The sequence below is a fragment of the Sphingomonas ginsenosidimutans genome (genome assembly GCF_002374835.1).
GTDB lineage: Bacteria > Pseudomonadota > Alphaproteobacteria > Sphingomonadales > Sphingomonadaceae > Sphingomonas > Sphingomonas ginsenosidimutans.
In genome coordinates this window covers 35487-58617 of the sequence record NZ_NWVD01000004.1, presented here as the reverse complement: position 1 = coordinate 58617, position 23131 = coordinate 35487, and the positions used below count along the sequence as shown (strand labels likewise).

The 23131-nt window shown below is 66.6% G+C and carries 21 protein-coding genes; 8 read left to right on the top strand and 13 right to left on the bottom strand.

Translation table 11 applies throughout. The features are described from left to right. Window positions 1-138: 138 nt before the first annotated feature. Window positions 139-3207 carry a TonB-dependent receptor domain-containing protein gene (locus COA17_RS10905; RefSeq protein WP_066485206.1) on the top strand — a complete coding sequence of 1023 codons (3069 nt, stop codon included), beginning with the start codon at window positions 139-141 and terminating at the stop codon, window positions 3205-3207. Between the two features lie 130 nt (window positions 3208-3337). On the opposite strand, the gene ahcY is transcribed toward COA17_RS10905, so the two are convergent. Beyond that, a complete protein-coding gene (ahcY, locus tag COA17_RS10900) occupies window positions 3338-4759 on the bottom strand; it encodes an adenosylhomocysteinase (protein WP_096612378.1) in 1422 nt (473 codons plus the stop codon). Window positions 4760-4879: 120 nt separating this feature from the next. Next, a complete protein-coding gene (locus COA17_RS10895; protein ID WP_096612376.1) occupies window positions 4880-5443 on the bottom strand; it encodes a YqgE/AlgH family protein in 564 nt (187 codons plus the stop codon). Window positions 5444-5551: 108 nt separating this feature from the next. Here COA17_RS10895 and COA17_RS10890 point away from each other — a divergent pair, with 108 nt between their 5' ends. The 3 genes from COA17_RS10890 (at window position 5552) to COA17_RS10880 (ending at window position 8212) form a co-directional block, all read left to right on the top strand. Further along, entirely contained in the window at window positions 5552-6031 is a 480-nt protein-coding gene (locus tag COA17_RS10890) for a peroxiredoxin (protein WP_066484547.1), read from the top strand. A gap of 111 nt (window positions 6032-6142) precedes the next feature. After that, window positions 6143-7573, top strand: a complete 1431-nt coding sequence (locus COA17_RS10885; RefSeq protein WP_066484545.1) for an AMP nucleosidase — start codon at window positions 6143-6145, stop codon at window positions 7571-7573. An 87-nt stretch (window positions 7574-7660) separates the two neighbouring features. After that, on the top strand, window positions 7661-8212 hold the full coding sequence (locus tag COA17_RS10880) for a hypothetical protein (protein WP_096612374.1): 552 nt from the start codon (window positions 7661-7663) through the stop codon (window positions 8210-8212). Window positions 8213-8254: 42 nt separating this feature from the next. On the opposite strand, the gene COA17_RS10875 is transcribed toward COA17_RS10880, so the two are convergent. Further along, window positions 8255-9016: an alpha/beta fold hydrolase gene (locus COA17_RS10875; RefSeq protein ID WP_096612372.1), complete on the bottom strand. Its 762-nt coding sequence runs from the start codon at window positions 9014-9016 to the stop codon at window positions 8255-8257. A 131-nt stretch (window positions 9017-9147) separates the two neighbouring features. Between COA17_RS10875 and COA17_RS10870 the strand changes: the two genes are divergently transcribed. From COA17_RS10870 to COA17_RS10860, 3 genes are read left to right on the top strand one after another with little or no spacing between them, the layout of a single operon-like run. Then, window positions 9148-9591 (top strand): MarR family winged helix-turn-helix transcriptional regulator, encoded by a 444-nt coding sequence (locus tag COA17_RS10870; protein WP_096612370.1) that lies wholly within the window; start codon window positions 9148-9150, stop codon window positions 9589-9591. Beyond that, entirely contained in the window at window positions 9584-10681 is a 1098-nt protein-coding gene (locus COA17_RS10865; protein ID WP_096612368.1) for an HlyD family secretion protein, read from the top strand. Before COA17_RS10870 ends, COA17_RS10865 begins: the two co-directional genes overlap by 8 nt. Beyond that, window positions 10681-12231: a DHA2 family efflux MFS transporter permease subunit gene (locus COA17_RS10860; protein WP_066484531.1), complete on the top strand. Its 1551-nt coding sequence runs from the start codon at window positions 10681-10683 to the stop codon at window positions 12229-12231. The genes COA17_RS10865 and COA17_RS10860 overlap by 1 nt, the downstream gene beginning before the upstream one ends. Before the next feature lie 43 nt (window positions 12232-12274). Here the strand turns inward: COA17_RS10860 and COA17_RS10855 are convergent, their stop codons facing one another. From COA17_RS10855 to COA17_RS10830, 6 genes are all read right to left on the bottom strand, one after another. Further along, complete coding sequence (locus COA17_RS10855; protein WP_066484529.1) at window positions 12275-13303, bottom strand: aspartate-semialdehyde dehydrogenase; 1029 nt, start codon at window positions 13301-13303, stop codon at window positions 12275-12277. An 89-nt stretch (window positions 13304-13392) separates the two neighbouring features. Further along, window positions 13393-15639, bottom strand: coding sequence for a DPP IV N-terminal domain-containing protein (locus COA17_RS10850; RefSeq protein ID WP_425442706.1), 2247 nt, complete (start codon window positions 15637-15639; stop codon window positions 13393-13395). Window positions 15640-15790: 151 nt separating this feature from the next. Continuing rightward, window positions 15791-16177: a 50S ribosomal protein L19 gene (gene rplS / locus COA17_RS10845; RefSeq protein ID WP_066708866.1), complete on the bottom strand. Its 387-nt coding sequence runs from the start codon at window positions 16175-16177 to the stop codon at window positions 15791-15793. A 1-nt stretch (window position 16178) separates the two neighbouring features. Further along, on the bottom strand, window positions 16179-16910 hold the full coding sequence (trmD, locus tag COA17_RS10840) for a tRNA (guanosine(37)-N1)-methyltransferase TrmD (RefSeq protein ID WP_066484526.1): 732 nt from the start codon (window positions 16908-16910) through the stop codon (window positions 16179-16181). Next, entirely contained in the window at window positions 16907-17299 is a 393-nt protein-coding gene (locus COA17_RS10835; RefSeq protein ID WP_096612366.1) for a type II toxin-antitoxin system VapC family toxin, read from the bottom strand. The genes trmD and COA17_RS10835 overlap by 4 nt, the downstream gene beginning before the upstream one ends. Beyond that, window positions 17296-17568 (bottom strand): antitoxin, encoded by a 273-nt coding sequence (locus COA17_RS10830; RefSeq protein WP_096612364.1) that lies wholly within the window; start codon window positions 17566-17568, stop codon window positions 17296-17298. Before COA17_RS10830 ends, COA17_RS10835 begins: the two co-directional genes overlap by 4 nt. 56 nt (window positions 17569-17624) lie before the next feature. Here COA17_RS10830 and COA17_RS10825 point away from each other — a divergent pair, with 56 nt between their 5' ends. Further along, the gene (locus tag COA17_RS10825) at window positions 17625-18533 is read left to right on the top strand and encodes an NAD(P)/FAD-dependent oxidoreductase (RefSeq protein WP_096612362.1); all 909 of its coding nucleotides are present in this window, start codon (window positions 17625-17627) and stop codon (window positions 18531-18533) included. 12 nt (window positions 18534-18545) lie between these two features. On the opposite strand, the gene COA17_RS10820 is transcribed toward COA17_RS10825, so the two are convergent. From COA17_RS10820 to purU, 4 genes are all read right to left on the bottom strand, one after another. Further along, window positions 18546-18899 (bottom strand): response regulator, encoded by a 354-nt coding sequence (locus tag COA17_RS10820; protein WP_281253320.1) that lies wholly within the window; start codon window positions 18897-18899, stop codon window positions 18546-18548. An 82-nt stretch (window positions 18900-18981) separates the two neighbouring features. Further along, window positions 18982-20484, bottom strand: a complete 1503-nt coding sequence (locus tag COA17_RS10815; RefSeq protein WP_096612358.1) for an HWE histidine kinase domain-containing protein — start codon at window positions 20482-20484, stop codon at window positions 18982-18984. A 60-nt stretch (window positions 20485-20544) separates the two neighbouring features. After that, entirely contained in the window at window positions 20545-22173 is a 1629-nt protein-coding gene (locus tag COA17_RS10810; RefSeq protein WP_096612356.1) for a histidine kinase famiy protein, read from the bottom strand. A gap of 84 nt (window positions 22174-22257) precedes the next feature. Further along, the gene (purU, locus tag COA17_RS10805) at window positions 22258-23115 is read right to left on the bottom strand and encodes a formyltetrahydrofolate deformylase (protein ID WP_066484550.1); all 858 of its coding nucleotides are present in this window, start codon (window positions 23113-23115) and stop codon (window positions 22258-22260) included. Window positions 23116-23131 lie beyond the last annotated feature (16 nt).

Genomic DNA, 23131 nt, shown 5'->3' with positions numbered 1-23131 from the left:
CCGGATTGTCACGCCGGCGGTTTTGTTGCCGGTTTGTGACTGAGACATGGTGACTTCACGACGGCCTCGTTCGAAGATGGCCGGGAAGAACGTTGATCACGTCAATGTTCCTGGGTCAGAAAAAAAGGGAAATCCGCGATGCGCGCATCACTTCGCCGTCGGCTGCTCGGCACCAGCCTCCTCGTAGGTGCGGTCCTGGTCGCTATGCCGGCAGCAGCTCAGGAAGCCGCCGCGACGTCGCAGGATCCGCGGCGCGCCGAGCAATCCGCACAGGACGAAACCCAGGGCGGTGATATCGTCGTCACCGGATCGCGCATACCGCGTCCGGCAGTCGACAATGCACAGCCGACCGCGACCGTCGACGCCGCGACGCTGAACAACCGCGCCTATCCCGACATCGCCCGCGCGCTGAGCGAACTGCCGGGCTTCGGCATCCCGGACGGATCGGCCGTTGGCGGTCAGGGCAGCGGCTTTGGCGTAGGCCAGGCATTCGTCAATCTCTACAACCTCGGTTCGCAACGCACCCTGACGCTGGTGAACGGGCGGCGCTTCGTCGGCGCGAACCCGGCGACCATCTTCTCCCAAGCGGGCGCCGGCACTCAGGTCGACCTCAACACCATCCCGACCAAGTTGATTCAGCGGATCGAAACCGTGTCGATCGGCGGTGCGCCTGTATACGGCTCCGATGCTATCGCGGGCACGGTCAACATCATCCTGCGGCAGGACTACAGCGGGTTCGACGTCGACGGTCAGGCAGGCATCAGCCAGCGCGGCGACCTGGGCAACCAACGCATCCGGGCGCTGGTCGGACATAATTTTGGGGACGGTCGTGGCAACATCACCGTCAATGCCGAATACAATCACGACGATGGCCTGATCGGCAACCGCCGGTCGATCATTGAGCAACAGCTTGGTTTCATCGCGCCGCTGACCTCCTCGGACTTCGATCAGGTGCTGATCCAGAACCAACGGACCTATTTGGGCACCGCGGGCGGCGTGGCGTTCATCCGCGACGCGGCCCGGCTGACAGGCACCTCGGTGATCCGTAACTCCGCCGGACAGGTTGTCGCGTTCGATCGCAACGGCAACCTGTCGCCGTTCAACCTCGGCACCGCGACGACGGATCCGACCACCTTCCTGGGTGGTGACAACCTCAACTTCGCTGATCTGACGAACCTGCGGGTCAATGACGATCGCTTCAACGCGGTCGCTCTTGCCCGTTACGACCTGACGGACGGCATCCGGTTTTTCGGCGAGGCTTGGTACTCGAAGAACAAGGCGACGAATCTCGCCGGCCAGCCCGTCTACAACACCGCCTTCTTCAGCCAGGCGGATCCCGGCGCGTTCGACATCAACGGCAACTTCATCATCCCTCTCAGCAATCCGTTCCTTACCCAGCAGGCGAAGGCGCTGATCGTTCAGAACCTGGTCGCAGCGGGTTTGCCGGCAACCAACAACGATGTCTTTTATCTGGGCCGCGCCAATACCGATCTGGTCACCGGCGTCGCCAGGCTCGATCAGGACATGTACCGTTTCGTTGGCGGTTTCCGCGGCGACTTCCAGATCGGTGAGCGCAAGTTCAACTGGGAAGTGTCGGCCAATTACGGTCGCACCAACAGCTGGTCGTCGCAGCCCTCGCTGGTGGAACCCAACCTGCGCCGCGCGCTGAACGCCGGCTTCGATGCGAGCGGCAACATCGTCTGCCTGCCGTTCAATCCGGACCCCAACGATCCGGCGTCGCCGCCCAACACCCCGCAGTACAACGGCACCATTTCGTCCACCTGCGCCCCGCTGAACCTGTTCGGCAACGGTGCGCCTAGTCAGGCGGCGCGCGATTACGTGACCACCAATGCGCGGACGCAGTCGGTCACGTCGCAGCGCGACATTCTGGCGCTGCTGGGCGGATCGCTGTTCAAGCTGCCGGGCGGCGATCTCGCCTTCTCGATCGGTTATGAAAATCGGCGCGAATATTCGCGCTTCTCGCCCGACGCTTTCTACACCCAAGCTTATGGTCGCTCGATCCCCATCCTCGGGCTGGCGGGATCGTACACCACGAACGAGGTGTTCGGCGAACTGCGCGCCCCGCTTGTCGGGCCGGAGCAGAGCATCCCGTTGATCCACGAGCTGGAGGTCAATGCGGCGGGGCGCTACGTCGACAACTCCGTTGCCGGAACCGCGTTCACTTGGACCGCGGGCGGACGCTGGGCGCCGATCGACGGTTTCGCGGTTCGTGGCAACTACACGAAATCCATCCGTGCGCCAGCGGTGACCGAGCTGTTCGCCGCCAACCAGCCGGCTTACGATGGCGGCTTCGATCCATGCGATCAGCAGAACATCAACAGCGGCCCCAACGCTGCCGTCCGACAGGCGAACTGCAGCAAGGTGACGCCGGCGAACTTCTCGTCGATCATCAATTCCGTCACGGTGCCGATCACGGTAATCGGCAATCGGAACCTCACAAACGAGACGGCGCACTCGTGGACCGTCGGCGGGGTGCTGACCCCGCGGCAGCTGCCGGGGTTTGCGCTCTCCGCCGACTATATCAACATCGACCTTCGCGATACGATCGTGTCGTCCAGCGCACGCGACGTGTTGACCGGCTGCTACGATTCCAGCAGCTTCCCGAACAATTACTATTGCGGCCTCGTCAACCGCGAAACGGACGCGAACTCTGCTAATTACGGGCAGGTCCTCAGCCTCGAGGAACCGTACATCAATCAGGGTGGCCTGCAATTCCAGGCGATTGAGGTGGAGGGAAGCTATCGGCGGAACATTGGGCCGTTCGGGGCCAACTTCACGGTTAACTACCAGCATCTGATTCGCCAGCAGAAGCGGATCAGCAATGACACGCCGTGGATCCCGCAGAACGGCCAGATCGGCTATGCCAACGATCGTTTCAGCACCAGCCTGACGCTGGATAGCGGTCCGGTCAGCTGGTTCAATCAGGTTCAGTATGTCGGCCCGTCGGTATTCGACGCCACCGACACGGCAACCACGCGCGATGTACGGGGTGTGGGAAGCTACACGATCTGGAACTCGGCAGTGATCGTTAAGGCGACCGACAACATGGATTTCCGTTTCAACGTCGACAACGTCACCGACGCCGGCATTCCCTATCCGGCCACGGCAGGGACCGGGGCGCTCAACACTTATTACCAAGGGTTGGTGGGCCGCTCGTTCCTGGTCGGGGCGAACGTCCACTTCTGACCCAGCGCAGCGCCCCGACCGGGGCGCTCTTGCCGCACGTAAAAAGGGCAGAGGCCATTTGGCCCCTGCCCTTTTTCTTGGCTCGTCCATGTGATGGAGCCGCGCCAGTCCGCGCGGCCCCGTCGCATCATCAGTACCGATAGTGATCCGGCTTAAACGGCCCTTCGACCGGCACGCCGATATAGCCGGCCTGCTTCGGCGTCAGCTTCGAGAGCTGGACGCCCAGCTTTTCGAGGTGCAGCGCCGCGACCTTCTCGTCCAGGTGCTTGGGCAGGACGTAGACTTCGTTCTTGTAGCTGTCGGACTTGGTCCACAGCTCGATCTGCGCCAGCGTCTGGTTGGTGAACGACGCCGACATCACGAACGACGGGTGGCCCGTCGCGCAGCCCAGGTTCACCAGCCGGCCCTTGGCCAGGATGATGATATGCTTGCCGTCGGGGAACTTCACCAGATCGGTACCCGGCTTCACTTCCGACCATTCGTAGTTGCTAAGCGCCGCGATCTGGATCTCGCTGTCGAAGTGGCCGATGTTGCACACGATCGACATCGGCTTCATCGCCTTCATGTGATCGGCGGTGATGACGTCGGCGTTGCCGGTCGCGGTGACGAAGATGTCGGCGCGCTTCACCGCCTCGTCCATCGTCACGACCTCGAAGCCCTCCATCGCAGCCTGCAGCGCGCAGATCGGGTCGATCTCGGTCACCAGCACGCGCGCGCCGCCGTTACGCAGCGACTGCGCCGAGCCCTTGCCGACGTCGCCGAAGCCCGCGACGCATGCGACCTTGCCGGCCAGCATCACGTCGGTGGCGCGACGGATCGCGTCGACCAGCGATTCCTTGCAGCCGTAGAGGTTGTCGAACTTCGACTTGGTGACCGAGTCGTTGACGTTGATCGCCGGGAACGGCAGCTCGCCCTTCTTCGCGATCTCGTACAAGCGATGGACGCCGGTGGTGGTCTCTTCCGATACGCCCTTCAGGTTCTTTACCGTCTGGGTCAGATAGCCCGGATATTTGGCGACGAACGCCTTGACCGACCGCTGGAACTCGACCTCCTCGTCATTCTCCGGCTCGGCGAAGGTCGCCCCCGCTTCCAGCTTTGCGCCCCACAGCGCGAACATAGTGGCATCGCCCCCGTCGTCGAGGATGATGTTCGCGGTCGTCCCGTCGGTGTCCGCGCCCCAGTTGAAGATGTCGCCGACATAATCCCAATATTCGGCGAGCGTCTCGCCCTTCACCGCGAACACCGGGATGCCGGCGGCGGCGATGGCGGCGGCGGCGTGATCCTGCGTCGAAAAGATGTTGCAGGTGGCCCAGCGCACGTCGGCGCCCAGCGCAACCAGCGTCTCGATCAGCACCGCGGTCTGGATCGTCATGTGCAGCGATCCGGTGATGCGCGCGCCCTTTAGCGGCTGCGACGCGCCGAATTCCTCACGCAGCGCCATCAGGCCGGGCATTTCCGTTTCGGCGATCGCGATCTCGGCGCGGCCGAAATCGGCCAGGCCGATGTCCTTGATGACGTAGTCCTTGGTGTCGAGCACGGGGGCGGTGGCCACGGCGTTGTCTCCAGTCAGATGAGGCCGACCAAGGCATGCGGGCACACCGATCGGCATGCGCGCGCCTTAGCCGTGTTGCCTTGGCGGATCAAATATAAAGATATCTTTATATCGCGCTCGTCAGGAATGTCCCGCCTCGACCGACAGCAGACGCAGGTCGACGCCGGCAACGGCAAAGCCACGCGCCCAGCGATCCGTCACGGGGGTATCGAACAGCATGTCCTCCGCGCCGTCTTCGACGTTGAGCCAGCCGTGGCGCGTCATCTCCGCATCCAGCTGCCCCGCGCCCCAGCCGGCATAGCCCAGCGCCACCAGCCAGCGCGACGGCCCCGCCCCCGCCGCGATCGCGCGCAGCACGTCCAGCGTGCCCGACAGGCGCCATTTGCCCGCCACGTCCAACGTGTCCTGGCCGCCCCAGTCCGCCGAATGGAGGACGAAGCCGCGCCGCGTCTCCACCGGCCCGCCGAAATGGACGGATGCATCGGGCGCCACGCCCGGCGCGATCTCCAGCTGTTGCAGCACGTCGTGCAGCCCCAGTCCGTTGATCGTCGAACCGACCCCGATGCCCAGCGCGCCGCGTTCGTCATGGCTGCACATCGCGATGACCGACCGGTCGAAGCGCGCGTCGCCGATCCCCGGCATCGCCAGCAGGAACTGGCCGGTCAGAAAGATGCTCTGCTTCATGACAGGACGAACGTAACCGGGACCGTCCGGGTTTCCAAAGCTTGAAATCGTCCCATCGCGCTGCGACACGGACGCAGCGCATTCTCGCTCGCGAACAGGAGACGGACCATGACCATCAACGTCGGCGACACGCTGCCTTCCGCCACGCTGACCAAGCTGACGCCCGACGGGTTCGAGCCGGTCGACGCGGCCACCTATTTCAAGGGGCGCAAGGTCGCGCTGTTTGCCGTGCCGGGCGCCTTCACGCCCACCTGCTCGGCCAAGCACCTGCCCGGCTATGTCGAAAAGGCCGCTGACCTGAAGGCGAAGGGCGTGGACGAGATTGTCTGCACGTCCGTCAACGATCCGTTCGTGCTCGGCGCCTGGGCCAAACAGGGCAATGCCGCCGGCGTCACGATGCTGGCCGACGGCAACGGCGATTTCGCGACCGCGCTGGGTCTCGACATGGACGGATCGAAATTCGGCATGGGCAAGCGCAGCCAGCGGTACGCGATGGTCGTCAACGACGGCGTCGTCGAGCAGTTGCACGTCGAGGCGCCGGGTGAGTTCAAGGTCAGCTCCGCCGACCATCTGCTCGGCACGCTCTGACCCTGCGGCGGAAGGGCGCGCCGCCGCGTCCTTCCGCTACCCTCATCCTTCGCCATCGACCGCCGGTGTGCGCGTCTTGCCACCGTCACATGGCGCATGTAGCTCCTTGCGATGACCGCACACGAAATCGTCGCCGAACTCGACCGGCTCTATTCCGCATCCGTCGACCGGCTGAAGGCCGCCATCTCCGCCTATATCGCTGACGGCACCACCCCGCCGGCGGACGCACGGCGCGACGGATCGTTCGCCTATCCCGAAATCCGCGTGCGTTTCGCGGGCGGTGACGGGCGCCCCACCCCGCTGCGCTCGTTCGGACGGCTGGTGACGCCGGGCGACTATCGCATCAGCGTGACGAAGCCGGCGTTCTTCGCCGACTATCTGGTCGAACAGCTGACGCTGCTGATCGAGGATTACGACGTCACGGTCGAGGCGGTGCCGGGGAAGCAGGAAATCCCGTATCCCTATGTCATCGATCCGGGCCATGCGCTCAGCCTCGACAGTGTGTCGGTCGCCGAACTGGCGCGCTGGTTCCCCACCACCGAGCTGGCGCATATCGGCGACGAGATCGCCGATGGCCTGTGGATGTCGATCGACGGCACGCGTCCGCTGGCGCTGTTCGACGGGCTGCGCACCGATTTCAGCCTCGCACGCCTGCGTCACTATACCGGCACGCCGCCCGAACATGTGCAGCGCTACGTGCTGTTCACCAACTACCATCGCTACGTCGACGAATTCGTCCGCTGGGCGACGACGCAGGTCGGCAATGGCAGCCGCTTCGTCGCGCTGTCGGGGCCAGGCGGCGTGATGTTTCGCGAAGGCGACGATCCGGCGATCCTCGACGACAGTTCGTGGCGCCGGTTGCAGATGCCGGCCTATCACCTTATCGCCGAGGACAATACCGGGATCACCCTCGTCAACATCGGCGTCGGCCCGTCGAACGCGAAGACGATCTGCGACCATCTGGCGGTGATGCGCCCCGAAGCGTGGCTGATGATCGGCCATTGCGGCGGCCTGCGCCCGTCGCAGCGGATCGGCGATTATGTCCTCGCGCACGCCTATCTGCGCGACGACCATGTGCTGGACGACATGCTGCCCCCCGAAATCCCCGTCCCCGCGATCGCGGAGGTACAGCAGGCGCTGGCACGCGCGGCGGAAACGGTCTCGGGCCAGTCGGGCGAGGAGCTGAAGCGACGGCTGCGCACCGGTACGATCGTCACCACCGACGACCGCAACTGGGAATTGCGCTATTCGCGCTCGGCGCTGCGCTTCTCGCTCAGCCGCGCGGTCGGGATCGACATGGAGTCGGCGACGATCGCGGCGCAGGGTTATCGCTTCCGCGTTCCCTATGGCACGTTACTGTGCGTGTCGGACAAGCCGCTGCATGGCGAACTGAAGCTGCCCGGACAGGCCAATCGCTTCTACGAACGCGCGATCAGCGAGCATATGCGCATCGGTATCGAGACGTGCGAGGAGTTGCGCCGCGAAGGCGAGAAGCTGCACAGCCGCAAGCTGCGCGCCTTCAACGAGCCGCCGTTCCGCTGATCCGCATCGCTCGCAGCCGGATGGGCCGGAAACCTGACGGGGGCCGTGCGTTACGGAGGCGATCCATTCATCAGGGAGTATGTCCTCATGGCCGACGACACGAACGACACCACCGGCGCGGCCCCCGCTACCTCGAAGCCCGCGCCGCGCCGCCGCACCGCGCGCAACGCCACGGCGTCCGCCCCGACCAAGGGCGCTGCGACCGACAGTCGTCGGACCAAGCCCGCCGCTGCGCCCAAGCGCGCCGCGCGCCAGCGCGCCGCTGCCACGACGGCCGGTGAAACGGCGAAGGACGCGGCTCGCCCGGCCAAGGCGTCGACCACCCGCTCGACCGGCGCAACCCGCAAGAAGACGACCCGCACGGCACCCGCGAAGCGCACGGCGAAGCGCGGCGCCAAGCGGGCCGGCGGCGCGTCCAGCGCAGTGGGCGGCAAGTGGGGCGTCGCCGCGATCGCCGGCGGCGTCGCCGCGATCGGCGCGGCCGCTACCGCGGCATTGTTGTCGTTGCGCAGTTCGACACCCAAGGCGCCGGCCCTGCCCGCTCCCGACGGCGGCGCGCATCAGCCGGACGGCACCGACTCATCGAAGTCGTTCGCCGCAGGTATTGCCGACGAAAACACGGTGCCGGACGCCGATTGATCCGCAAAGGTGTCGCGCCGCCCGTCCAGCGGGCGGCGCGGTTCACCCCGCAAGGAACGCCGCGATCGCCGCGCCCAGTTCGGGCTTGGTCACCGCGCTCATATGGTTGCCCGGCACCTCGACATAGGTTGCATCGGGCAGCAACGCCGCCAGATCGGCGGCGGAACCGTTGTCGTCATCGTCCACGCCGTTGACGACCAACGTCGGCCGGTCGAACCCTGCGACCTGTTCGCGCGGCGTACTGACGAACGTGTCGATCACGCCCAGCAACGCGACGGGGTCGCCCCCCGTGGTCTTCAGGAACGCCTCCGCCATCCATTCCGGCGACCCGCGCGAATGCTCGCCCAGGCGCGTCAGGATGTTGCGGAAATGGCCGGCGCGCCGTTCTGCATTGACTAGGCCGTCCAGCCCCATGCCGGAAAAGACCACCCGGCGCGGCGTCGCCCCGCTGGCCAGCATTCGCGACGTCGTCCGCGCGCCCAGCGAATAACCGCCCAGATCGTAATCGGTCAGCCCCAGATGAGCGACCAGTGCGAGATTGTCGCACGCCAGTGCGTCGGGCGGATAGGCCGCGGGATCGTGCGGCCGGGCACTGTCGCCATGCGCGCGCAGATCCGGCATGACGACCCGGAACCCCTCTGCCGCGATCGCCGCCGCGTGACCATAGCGGATCCAGTTGGTCCGCGCGTCGGAGAAATAGCCGTGGATCAGCACCACCGGGCGACCCTCCCCGATCTCGCGCCACGCGATACGTTCACCATCGAAGCTATTGAAAAATTGGGGTTCCGGCGCGGCTTGGGTCACGATCGTCCTTCCTGCTGCCGGTACGCGGCCGCGATGAAGGGGGACTATCGTCTTCCGGCCCGAATGTCATCCTCGCGCGATCGTTACGGTAGCCCTTCCATTCTATGAGGGTGCTTATTATATGCGCCGGCATGAGTGATCCTCTCGGCTTCCTGATCGGCGATGTCGCACGGCTCGTGCGGCGGCGGTTTGACGAAAGTGCACGCGCGATCGGCGTGACGCGCCCGCAATGGCGCGTGCTGACCGCGCTGAACCGGGTGGAGGGCATCCATCAGGGTGCACTCGCCGACCGGCTGGAGGTTGAGCCGATAACTCTGTGCCGGATGATCGACCGGCTGGAGGAGGCTGAACTGGTCGAGCGTCGCCGCGCGCCCTCCGACCGGCGCGCATGGCACCTGTATCTGACGCCCAAATCGCGACAGGTGATCGACCAGTTGATGGTACTGGGTGACGAACTGTCGCTGCGATTGTTCGACGGCATCCCTTCCGCCGACCAGGAACAGGCCACCGCCGTGCTCGAACGGATGCGCCTCAACATGCAACAAGGCCCGACGCAGGAAACCGCCCATGGCTGACGCCGATCCGCGCCGCGACACGTCCGACGACGTGACCGCGTCTCCCGCTGAAACGCCCGCGGACGTCGCTGCCGCGCTGCCGCCCGAACCTGCCCCGCGCCGCCGCTGGGGACGACTGGCCCTGATGATCAGCGTGCCGTTGCTGCTGGTCCTGGTGGGCGGGTGGATGTGGATGACGTCGGGTCGCTACGTCAGCACCGACAACGCCTATGTGCAGCAGGACATGACCTCGATCAGTCCCGATGTCAGCGGCCGGATCGTCGCAGTGAACGTGCGCGAGAATCAGCGCGTGCGCGCGGGCGACGTGCTGTTCCGCATCGACCCCGAACCCTATCGCATCGCGCTGCTCCAGGCGGATGCCGCGCTGGCGGAGGCGCGCGTCGACGTCTCCACCAAGGCGACCGACAGCGGCGGCGCCGCCGCATCGCTGGCCGGCGCACGCGCCGACCTGACGCTGGCGCAGGCCACCTATCAGCGCCAGCGCGCACTGATGGAGCGCGGCTTCACCACCCGCGCATCGGTAGATGCCGCCACGCAGCAGGTCGCCGCCGCGCAGGCACGGATCGCCGCGGCACAGGCCGACGCCGCCCGCGCGCGTCAGCAGGTGTCGAGCGGGATGGACGGCAGCACCCTGCCCGCCGCGATCCAGGTCGCCCGCGCACGCCGCGAAAAGGCCGCGCTCGATCTGGCACGCACCGTCGTGCGCGCGCCGCATGACGGCATCGTCAGCCAAACCTCGCGGTTGCAGGTCGGCAACATCACCCCCACCGGGGTTCCCGCGCTGACGCTGGTCGCCGCGTCGCAGCCCTATGTCGAGGCGAACTTCAAGGAAACCGACCTCGATCACCTGCGCGTCGGCCAGCCTGCGGCGATCAGCTTCGACGCCTATCGCGGGCTTGAGGTGAAGGGGCATGTCCAGTCGATCGGCGCCGGCACCGGTTCCGAATTCTCGATCCTGCCGGCACAGAACGCCAACGGCAATTGGGTCAAGGTGACGCAGCGCGTGCCCGTCCGCATCGCGATCGACGGCACCCCGCCGCGCGCGATGATCGCGGGCCTGTCCGCCGACGTGCGCGTCAACGTGCGCTGATGGCCACCGCCGCGGCGTCCCCTGCTGCGCCGGCGCCCGGCAAGGCGTTGCTGCCGACTACCAATCGCGGGCTGCTGACCGTGGGCGTGATGGGCGCGATGGTCATGCAGATCCTCGACACCACCATCGCCAACGTCGCGCTGCCGCATATGCAGACGTCGCTGGGCGCGACGGTCGACACCGTCACCTGGGTACTGACCAGCTATATCGTCGCGACCGCGATCGCGCTGCCGGCGACGGGCTGGCTGTCCGACCGGCTCGGCAGCCGCAACCTGTTCCTGATCGCGGTCGCCGGCTTCGTCGTCGCCTCGATGCTGTGCGGCATCGCCACCAGCTTGCCGGAAATGGTGCTGTTCCGGGTGATCCAGGGGATCGCCGCGGCGTTCATCAACCCGCTGTCGCAGACCGCGATGCTCGACATCAACCCGCCCGAACGCTCCGCGAAGGCGATGAGCGTGTGGGGCATGGGGGTCATGGTCGGCCCGATCATGGGGCCGGTGATCGGCGGTTTCCTGACCGAGAATTACAACTGGCGCTGGGTCTTCTACGTCAACGTGCCGGTCGGTGCGCTGACCTTCGCGATCCTGTGGTTCCTGCTGCCGTCGCGGCCGAAGGCGCGGCGATCGTTCGATTTCATGGGCTTCGCCTATGTCGGGATCGCGGTCGCCGCCTTCCAGTTGATGCTCGACCGCGGCCAGACCGAGGATTGGTTCGACAGCTGGGAAATCATCGTGGAGGCGCTGTGCGCCGCGGCCTTCGCGTGGCTGGCGGTGATCCATCTGGCAACCGCGAAGAAGCCGCTGTTCGACCGGCAGCTGTTCCGCAACCGCAATCTGGTGATGGGGATGCTGTTCATGGTCGTGATCGGCATTTCGACCATGGCGCCGATGGCGCTGCTGCCCCCGATGCTGCAGCAGTTGTTCGGCTATCCGGTGGTCGATACCGGCATGATGATGGCGCCGCGCGGCGTCGGCGTGCTGGCCACGATGTGGCTGGGCGCGCAGGTGATGGGGCGCATCGATGCGCGTATCCTGATCGTCGTCGGCCTCATCACCTTCGCCGCGTCGCTGCGGATGATGGCGGGCTATTCGCTGGAGATGGATTACTGGCCGGTGGTCGTCTCCGGCTTCGTCCAGGGGCTAGGCATGGGGCTGGTGTTCATGCCGCTCAACGCGCTCGCCTTCGCAACGCTCGACGGGCGCTATCGCACCGACGGGGCCAGCATCCTCAATCTCACGCGGTCGATCGGCCAGTCGGCGGGCATCTCGATGGTGACGGTGCTGCTGGCGCGCAACATCCAGACCAGCCACGCCGATCTGGCCGCGCACATCACCGACGCCACGCTGCCGGGCGCCTCGCTGATCGGGCGGTTCCAGCCGATCGGCGATGCCGCCATGTCGTTCGCCGACGCGATGGTGAACCAGCAGGCGGCGATGATCGCCTATATCGACGATTTCTACCTGATGGCGTGGATTTCGATCGCGGTCGTGCCGCTGGTGTTCCTGCTCACCCGGCCGAAGGGCAAGATGGAGGTCATCCACGCGGAATGACTGTCCGTCGCCGGCTTCTGCGGCCGGCGACGGATCGCACGGATCAGCCGTCCTTCTTCAGGTGGCGGCGGCCGAGCAGTTCGGCGATCTGCACCGCGTTCAGCGCCGCGCCCTTGCGCAGATTGTCGCTGACGCACCACAGCGACAGGCCGTTGTCGACGGTGGGGTCATCGCGCACGCGGCTGACATAGGTCGCATCGTCGCCCGCGCTTTCGATCGGGGTGACGTATCCGCCGTCCTCATGCTTGTCGACCAGCATCACGCCGGGCGCCTCGCGCAGGATCGTCTTGGCGGTCTCGGCGTCGATTTCGTTCTCGAACTCGATGTTCAGCGCCTCGGAATGGCCGACGAACACCGGCACGCGCACGCACGTGGCGGTCACCTTGATCTTCGGGTCAAGAATCTTCTTGGTTTCCACCACCATCTTCCATTCTTCCTTGGTGGAGCCGTCCTCCAGGAAGCTGTCGATGTGCGGGATCACGTTGAACGCGATCTGCTTGGTGAATTTCTTCGGTTCGGCCGGGTCGCCGACGAAGATGTTGCGGCTCTGCTCGAACAGTTCGTCCATTCCGATCTTGCCCGCGCCCGACACTGACTGGTACGTCGCCACCACCACGCGCTTGATCGTCGCGGCATCATGCAACGGCTTCAGCGCGACGACCATCTGCGCCGTCGAGCAATTGGGGTTCGCGATGATGTTCTTCGCGGTGTAGCCGTCGATCGCCTCGGCATTCACCTCGGGCACGATCAGCGGCACGTCGGGGTCCATGCGGTACAGCGACGAATTGTCGATCACGGTACATCCGGCGGCCGCGAACTTCGGCGCATAGACCTTGGTTGCCTCGCTGCCGATCGCGAACAGCGCCATGTCCCACCCGGCGGGGTCGAAATGCTCGATGTTCTTCACCGTCAGCATTTTGCCGGTGTCGCCATATTCGATCTGGTCGCCGGTCGAGCGCGAGGAGGCGAGCACCGCGATCTCGTCCGCCGGAAACTGCCGCTCCGCCAGGATGTTGACCATCTCGCGGCCGACATTGCCCGTGGCCCCTGCCACCACCACCCGGTAACCCATAACCCGTCCTTCCACACGCCGCTCGCGGCGCCGTTCAAATGTTTCGCGCGGGCGCCCTACCCCTGCAATTTCCGAAAAGCCAGCGCGGTCTACTTCGGTCCGGCGCCGACATGCGTGGCCAGGAAGCGCTCGATCGTCGTCCACACGTGGATGTCGCGCACCGCACCATGGGTCTTGCCGGGGTAGAACATCATCTCAAACGGCACGTCCGCGGCCTGCAACCGCGCCGCCACCTCGGTCGAATTCTGCAGGAAGACGTTGTCGTCCGCCATGCCGTGCATCAGCAGCAAGGGCGTCGTGATGCGCAGCGGGTCGATCACCGCACGCGACGCGTCATAGGCGGCGGCATCGGTGCGCGGATCGCCCATGTACCGCTCGGTGTAATGCGTGTCGTACAGCCGCCAGTCGGTGACCGGCGCGCCCGCGATCGCCGCGGCATAGACGCCCGGGTTCGCCTCCACCATCTTCAGCGACATATAGCCGCCGTACGACCAGCCATAGGTCGCGATCCGCGCCGGATCGACGAACGGCAGCGTCTTCAGATATTGCGCGCCGGCCAGCTGATCGCGCACCTCCACGCCGCCCATCGCGTGCCAGATCGCCCGCTCGAACGCGACGCCGCGATGGTCGCTGCCGCGGTTGTCGAGCCGGAAGAAGATATAGCCCTGGTCGACGATGTGGCGGATCAGCGGGGCGTGCCAGTCGCGCTTCACCTCCTGCGTGTGCGGGCCGCCATAATGCTGGAAGAACACCGGATAGCGTTTGCCCGGCACCAGCGGTGGGGTGATCATCTCCCAATGCAGCACCGTGCCGTCGTCGGCCTTCACCGTTCCGAATTCGATCGGCCGCTGGCCCGCGATGTAGCGGGCATAGGGGTGGTCGCCCTCGACCCGGTTCTCGTTGATCCAGCGCAGCCGCTTGCCGCTGGCGTCCGCCAGATAATGCTGGGACGGCTGGTCGGGGTTAGACCGCTTGATGATGAAGCGCGTGCCAGCGGGGTCGGCGGTCGCCTCGTTCCACCATCCGCGCTCGGTCAGCCGCGTGATCGCCCGCGTCTTCAGGTCGATGGCGTAGAGCTGCTGTTCCAGCAGGTCGTCCTTGTTCGCGGTGAAGAACGCGCGCCCCGCCTTCTCGTCCACGCCGACCAGGTCGGACACCACCCACGGTCCCTTGGTCAGCTGCGTCCAGCGCCCGTCCCGGAAACGCCACAGATGCCCGAAGCCGTCGCGCTCCGACCGCCACAACAGGCTGCCGTCGCGCAGCGCGCGATAGGCGTTGGTCAGGTTGATCCAGCTCTTCTCGCCCGCCGTCTCGGTGAACAGCACGCGCGACGCGCCCGTCGCCGGATCGACGCGCAGCATGTCGAGCCGCGTCTGCGCCCGGTTCTCGCGCTGCACCAGCAGCGCCGATCCGTCCGGCAGCCAGTCGACCCGCGCGACATAGATGTCGGGGTCGCTGCCCAGGTCCACCTTCACCCCGCCCGATCCGTCGCTGCGCAGGATGTGCAATTCGACCGCGACGTTGGGCGTGCCCGCGGCGGGGTAACGCTGCTGATAGATGCTGGTGCCGCTGGCGCCGATCGCGGCGCGCGTGAACACCTTCACCGGCGCCTCGTCGAACCGCTCGACCGCCAGATAGCGTTCGTCCGGCGACCACCAGTAACCGGTGCGCCGGTCCATTTCCTCCTGCGCGACGAATTCGGCCTCGCCCCAGTGGACGGTGCCCCCGCCGCCTTGCGTCAACTGCCGCGCCGCGCCGCCGGTGCCCAGCGGCTGGACGAACAGGTTCTGCCCGCTGACGAAGCCGATATGGTGGCCCTTGGGACTGACAGTCGGATTCAGCGCGCCGTTGGTCCCCGGCAGCTTCGCGATCGATCCGTCCAGCGCGGCCAGATACAACTCGCCGTCGATCGGGACCAGGATGGTGCGCCCGTCCGGCGACCAGTCATATTGCAGGATGCCGGTCTTGCCGGTCATCGACCGGTCGCGTTCGCGCTGCATCTTCGCGGCTTCGGACAGTTCCGCGCCGCTGCCCGCCTTGCGCGAGTCCACCAGCATCCGCTCCGCGCCGGTGCGCGTGTCGAGCGCCCACAGGTCGAACCGCTGCCGCTCGTCCGGGCGGTTGCGCACCGACGTCAGCAGCGTGCCGTCGGGCGACAGCTTCAGCGACTGCGGCTGCGTACCCGCCAGGTCCGGGCTGGCGAACACCCGTTCCCGCGACAGCGGGGTGCGGGCCGCGGCCGTCCCGGCCGGCGGCATTCCCGCGGGCACCTGCGCCTCAGCGGACATCGCGCCCACCATCGCCACCGCCGTCATCGCTACGCCGAACCGCCACATGCACGTCTCCCGTCCGCGCCGCAGACCCCGGCGCGCCTTGCCTCGTCCGTAGGCGCAACGCCCCCCGCTCCGCAACATACGCGCACGATGCGAAAAGGGGCGCGACGGTTGCCCGCCACGCCCCTTCGTGGAACCAGTGATGCCGTACCGATTACTCGGCGGCGACCGCCGCCGGGCGGTTGTCGCGGCGCTCGGCGATACGCGCCGACTTACCGGTGCGACCACGCAGGTAATACAGCTTGGCACGACGCACCGCACCCTTGCGCACCACCTCGATCGACTCGATGTTCGGCGAATACAGCGGGAAGACGCGCTCCACGCCCTCGCCGAAGCTGATCTTGCGCACGGTGAACGACGAACCCATGCCCTTGTTCGCGCGCGCGATGCACACGCCCTCGTAGTTCTGGACGCGGGTCCGGTCGCCTTCGACCACCTTCACGCCGACCTTCAGGGTGTCGCCCGGGCGGAACTCGGGGATCTTCTTCGTCTCGTTGAACTTGGCGATCTGCTCGGCTTCGAGCGTCTGGATCAGGTTCATGTCAATCGTCCTCAGTCCGTCGCCGCGCGCCAGAGGGCGAGCCGACCCGAGCGCCCTCATGACGCTCCCAAAGGTCCGGCCGCCGTAGCCGTGTATCGATCTCGGCCTGCGCCTGGCGCCAGCCTGCGATCCTCGCATGATCCCCCGATCGCAGCACTTCGGGGATCGTGCGCCCTTCCCATTCGACAGGTCGGGTATAGTGCGGATATTCGAGGAGGCCGCTTTCGAAGCTTTCCTCGACTCCGCTCGAAGCCGCGCCCATTACGCCGGGAAGCAGCCGAACGCAAGCGTCCAGCAGCACCAGCGCCGCCATCTCCCCGCCCGACAGGATATAGTCGCCGATCGACAGCTGTTCGATCGGGCGCGCGTCGAACAATCGTTCGTCGAACCCCTCGAACCGGCCGCACAGCACCACCGCGCCCGGCCCCGCCGCCAGATCGCGGACCCGCGCCTGCGTCAGCGGCGCGCCGCGCGGCGTCATCGCCACGATCGGGCGGCCGTCGGCATGGGCATCGACCGCGCGCGCCACGATATCCGCGCGCAGCACCATCCCGGCGCCGCCGCCCGCCGGAGTATCGTCCACGGTGCGATGCCGGTCGGTGGTGAAATCGCGGATGTTGACCGCATCGAGCGACCAGCGCCCCTCACGCAGCGCCCGCCCCGCCAGCGAGGTGCCGAGCGGGCCGGGAAACATCTCCGGGTAGAGCGTCAATACGGTCGAGCGGAAGGTCATAGCGTCCAGTTTTCGATGGCGAGCCCGGGGATGCCGGTGAAGTCCGGTTCGTTGTTGGTGACCAGCGTCATCCGCGTGGACAGCGCCTGCGCGGCGATCAGCCGGTCGACAATCCCGCGTCGCATCCCGATCGCCTGCACCATCTCGGCATAGGCGACCGCCGCTTCGGCATCGAAGGAAAGTATCCCGATCGCCGCCAGAAAGGTGGCGACCCGTTTCGCGTCGCGCACAGGATCGGTCGATCCGCGGTTTCCCACCCGCAATTCACCTGCCGTGATGGCAGACACGTGCAGCCGCCCGAATGCCTGCCCCATCCGTCGCGCCAGCGGATCGCTGCGCCCGACGAGGAAATCGATACAGGCGTTGGTATCCAGCAGATAGCCCGTCATGCCGCCGCCGCGTCACCATCCCCCGCCGACCAGTCTCGCGGCATCTGCTCGATGTCGCCGTGCCCGTCGGCCATGAACCCTTCCGACACACTGCCGTAAAGGCTCAGCAGCACGTCGGCGCCCTCCTCGCTCCGCCACAGGCTGAATGAACCGTCGTCGTGCGGAACGACGATCACGTCGTCACCTTCGCTGAACCCCAGCGCCTTGGGAAGGCGCAGCGCGACCGAATTGCCGGATTTGAACACCTTCGCGCGATATTCGTTACCCATAGCAGGCCTCCTGTATATACGTTATGTATATACAAATTCCAGGGATCGCAAGCCGAATGGACGATTGCATCATTGTCGGCGCGGGGCCGGCGGGCTTGACCGCAGCGATCTACCTCGGGCGCTACCATCTATCCGTCCGGCTGTTCGACAGTGGCTCCAGCCGCGCGGCGATGATCCCGTGCACGCGCAACCACGCCGGTTTCCCGGAGGGGATCGCCGGCACCGAACTGCTGGCGCGGATGCGCGACCAGGCGGAGCGCTACGGGACCCGATGCGAGCCGGTGAAGGTGATCGGCCTCGCCCCCGATGGCGACGGTTTCATCGTGACGACCGATCACGGCCGCCACACCGCGCGCACGGTGCTGCTGGCGACGGGCGTGGTCAACCACCGCCCGCGAGACCTGGCCCCCGATGTGCATGATGCGGCGCTGGCGCGCGGGCTGCTGCGCTATTGCCCGGTGTGCGACGGCTATGAGGTAACCGACCGGCGCGTCGCGGTGATCGGCACCGGCGACCATGGGATGCGCGAGGCGCTGTTCCTGCGCGGCTTCACCCGCGACGTCACGTTGATCGCGCCGGACGCGGAGCACCTTCTCGACGATGGCTGCGCGACGGCGCTCGACGATGCCGGGATCGTGCGGGTCGACGGCCCGTGCGGCGGCTATGCGATCGAAGGCGACACGCTCGCGCTCGATACCGCGCGCGGTCGGATGGCGTTCGATAGCGTCTATCCGGCGCTGGGCAGCCGGATCCGCTCGCGGCTCGCGATCGACGCGGGCGCGCGGGCGACACAGGACGGCTGCCTGGAGGTGGACGATCACCAGCGCACCACCGTCCCCGGCCTGTTCGCGGCCGGCGACGTGGTGAAGGGGCTGGACCAGATCAGCCACGCGATGGGCGAGGCAGGCGTCGCCGCCACCACGATCCGTAACCGGCTGGCCCAGCGGCGCCCGATCCGCCGGTAGCGTTCGACCGTGCTATACGATCGGCGCGATGCTGCGGAACGTCGCGACGAACACCTCGTCGGCGACCGGCTTGGTCAGCACCGGCCAGCGCGGGTCGCCCGGGCGCCCCGCGGCAGGCTCCCCGGTCACGAACATCGCCCTCACCTGCGCGTCGTCACCGACGATCCGTAGGACCGTGGCGGGGCCATGCCCCTGTCGCAACGACACGTCGGACACGATCACCGCCGGTCGCCGCACCATCGCGGCACGCACGGCTTCCTCCTCACCATCGACCAGCACGACCGATGTCGCGCCCGCGGCCTCGAGCAGCTGCATCATATGATCGGCCAGCAGCCAATCGTCTTCGATTAGAAGGACATGGCACATGGTCGAGAGCTTATACACCGTTCGGCACCGGAATTCGTGCCGTTCCGGTTCGATCGCCCCGTTTGCGCGACGGGGCGTTGGGTCAGATCACCGCCTCGATCGCGAAGCGCACGCCGTCCGGCTCGTAGCGGATCGCCGTGTCGCCGCGCACGTGCCGCCCCAGCACCCGCTCGATCATCCGCGTGCCGAACCCCGTGCGCACCGGGGCGGTGACCGGAGGTCCGCCACGCTCGGTCCAGGCGAATAGCAATCGGCGGTCGGCCCCCTCCCCCTCGATCGACCATTCGACCGAGACGGTCCCGCTCGGCACCGACAGCGCGCCATATTTGATCGCGTTGGTCGCCAGTTCATGTAGCGCCATCGACAGCGCCAGCGTGATATCAGGCGACAGCCGCACCGCTGGCCCCGCGACCCGGAACCGTTGTCCGCCGCGGTCCTTGAACGGGATCAGCGCCCGGTCGACGATATCGCCGATCGCCGCGCCCTCCACCTCGTCCTGGATCAGTAGTTCATGCGCTTCGCCCAGGCTGGCGATCCGGCCGGAGATGGTCGCGGTCGCCTCGCCCAGCGACGCCGCATCGCGCAGCGTCTGCATCACCACCGCGTTGACGGTGGCGAGCGTGTTCTTGACCCGATGGGTCAGTTCACGCGCCAGCACCTCGCGATGCGCCTCGGCGAACTTGCGATCGGTAATGTCGATCGAAAACCCGGTCAGTGCCAGCGGGCTGCCGTCGGCGCGGCGCTGCACCTCGCCCTTGACGGTGATCCATCGCTGCTCGCCGGCCGGCGTCAGGATGCGATAGTCGAGATGATAGGGAACGTCATGTTCCAGCGTATTCTGGATCGCCGCGGCCACGCGCGCGGCATCCTCCGGATGCAGCGATCGCCCGAACTCGTCATAATCGAACGGTGCGTCGGGGGATCGCCCGAAATTGCGCTTGCAACTGGGCGACGCGGTCAGCCGGCGTTCGGGCAGCGCCAGCGACCACGTGCCCAGACCCCCCGCCTCCAGCGCCAGTCGCAGTTTGCTGTCCTGTTCCGCCAGATCGGCCTCACGCCGCGCAACCTCCGCGGCCAGCGTCTCGCGATCGTGTTCCAGTTGCTGCAACTGGTGCCGCTCGATCGTCACGTCCATCTGCGACGCGACGAAATAGCGCACCGCGCCGTCATCGCCCGGCACGGGGGCGATCGCCAGCCGGTTCCAGAACGGCGTCCCGTCGCGGCGGTGGTTGAGCAGGTCGATCTCGATCCGCTCGCGCCGGACGATCGCGTCGCGCAACGCGCCGACATCCGCCTCCTCGGTCAGCGGCCCCTGCATGAACCGGCAGTTGCGGCCCAGCACCTCCACCGCCGCGAAACCGGTCAGCCGCGCGAACGCCTTGTTGACATAGATGAGCGGGATGTCCGGCAACGACGGGTCCGCCACCACCATCGCCACCGGCGACACCTCCATCGCCACCGCCAGCGGGTCGCGCGCGCTCAACCGCCGACGAAAACCGTCGATCGCCGCCTGCACCTCAGGCGCCGGCACGAACGGCGAAATGGGAAAGGGATCGAGCGGCTTACGGTCCAAAGCGTGCCTCATCTAGGTGACCGATCCGGCTTCGGCAATCTCGATCAGCAACCCAGATGGAGCGATCACGGCTCAGGCCACGCCCGTAGGGCCGTCGATGACCAGCCGCACCTTCGATGCCAGTTCGGCGCGCTTGTACGGTTTCTGGATCAGGTCGAATTCGGCACCGCGCGCATCGACGCGCTCGATCGAGGATTCGGCGTAACCGGTGGTCAGCAGCACCCGCATCCGCGGGCGGCGCCGGCGCACCTCGCGCGCCAGCATGACGCCGTTGATCCCCCCGGGCATGATGAGGTCGCTGAACAGCAGGTCGACATGCGGCTTTCCGTCCAGCAGCGCCAGCGCCTCGTCGGCGTCATTTGCGCGCAGCACGGTATAGCCGAATTCGGTCAGTACCGCTTCGGCGTAATCCCCGACATCGGGCTGATCCTCCACCACCAGGATCGTCTCGTTGCCGCGCTTGTCCGCCAGGCCGCGGGCGGGCTGCGATCCGCGTGGATCGACCTTCGCATCCTCGCACGGGAACAGCATGCGCACGGACGTCCCCTCGCCCTCGATCGATTCGATGCGCAGCGTCCCGCCCGACTGTTTCATGAAACCGTAGACCATCGACAGCCCCAACCCGGTTCCCTTCCCCTGGTCCTTGGTCGTGAAGAACGGCTCGGTTACGCGCTGCAGCACCTCGGGCGACATCCCGCTGCCCCGATCGGTGACGGTGACCATCACATATTCGCCGGGCGACATCTCCCCGAACCCTTCGTCGCCGGCGCACACCGTCACCCCGTCGACGCCGATCGTGACGACGCCGCCGTCGGGCATCGCATCGCGCGCGTTCAGCAGGATGTTCATGATCGCCAATTCGGCCTGTGTCGGGTCGATCCGCGCGTTGCACGTCGCCCCGCGATGCTCGATTTCGACCCGCACGGTGCCGCCGGCGGTCCGCTCGATCAACGGCCGAAGCTCGTCGATCAAGTCCACCAGATTGACGATCCGCCCCTGCAATTTCTGCTTGCGCGAAAACGCCAGCAACTGCTGCGTCAGCGTCGCGCCGCGCTCCGCGGCCTGCAGCACCGCGCGCATCGACCGCGCCGCCTTCTTCCGGTCGAACGCCTCGCCATGCTCCAGATTGTTGAGCACCACGTCGCTGAACCCTTGGATAACGGTCAGCAGGTTGTTGAAATCATGCGCCACGCCGCCGGTCAGCTGGCCCACCGCCTCCATCTTCTGCGCTTGGCGCAGCGCATCCTCGGCGTCGCGGCGGCGCGTGACGTCCAGCTGCGACGCAAAGAAGTAGATCAGATTGTCGTCAGCGTCATAGACCGGCGAGATGAACAGCGCGTTCCAGAACGCGGCGCCGTTCTTCTTGTAGTTCAGTATCTCCACCGACGTCTCGCGCCGGCCGGCCACCGCCTGCCGCACCTCGTCGATCGTTTCCGGGTCGGTGTCCGGCCCCTGCAACAGCCGGCAATTGTGCCCGACCAGCTCATCCCAGGCATAGCCGGTCAACGTCATGAAGGCCGGGTTGGCGAACACGATCGGATTGTCGGGACGGTTCGGGTCGGTGACGATCATCGGCATCCGCGTGGTCTTCACCGCGGCGAAGAAGATCGCATTGCTGTCGTCCGCCATGTCGGGATTGGCGCCGCGCTTCAGATGGGGTGGTGCGCCGCCTTGCGGCGTTTCCGGCGTCTCGCTGCTCATTTCACCCCATGTCGCGGGGGCGCACGGCGCGGGCGCGCCTTTCCCCCGTGCGGGCAAAACGCGAAGCGCTTTCCGTCGGTTCCGTCAGTCGGTGAACACCACCGTCTTGGCGCCGTTCAACAGCACGCGGTCGGCCAGGTGATAGCGGACCGCGCGCGCCAGCACGCGCCGTTCGATGTCACGGCCCTTGCGCACCAGCGTCTCGGGCGAATCCGCATGGGTCACCGGCTCCACGTCCTGTGCGATGATCGGCCCCTCATCCAGATCGGCGGTGACGTAATGGGCGGTCGCGCCGATCATCTTCACGCCGCGCGCATGGGCCTGATGATAGGGCTTGGCCCCCTTGAAGCCGGGCAGGAAGCTGTGGTGGATATTGATGCACCGGCCCGACAGAAACGCCGCCAGATCGTCCGACAGGATTTGCATGTAGCGCGCCAGTACGATCAGTTCGGCACCGCTCTGCGTGACGATCGCCTTGATGCGCGCTTCCTGCGCGGGCTTCGTCTCGGGCGTCACCGGCAGGTGATGGAACGGGATGTGGCCCAGCTCCAGCCCCTCGAGCGCTTCACGCGGATGGTTGGAGATGACGCCCGCCACCTCCATCGCCAGTTCCCCGATCCGGTGGCGGTAGAGAAGGTCGGCCAGGCAATGGTCGAATTTCGACACCAGGATCAGCACCCGGCGCGGTGCGTCGGCGCGCCTGATCGCCCAGGTCATGTCGCCGTGATCCGCCACCGCGCCGAACCGTCCGGTCAACGGCACCAGCGCCTCTTCCGGCAGCGTGAACAACACGCGCATGAAGAAGCGCCCGGTCTCGGCATCCTCGAACTGCGCGGCCTCGCGGATGTTGCCGCCGGCCTCGAACAGCACGCCCGTCACGCGCGAGACGATCCCCGGCTGGTCCGGGCAGGACAGGGTCAGGATGTGGGGGATGCCGCTCACTCGCTCGATCCGGTTG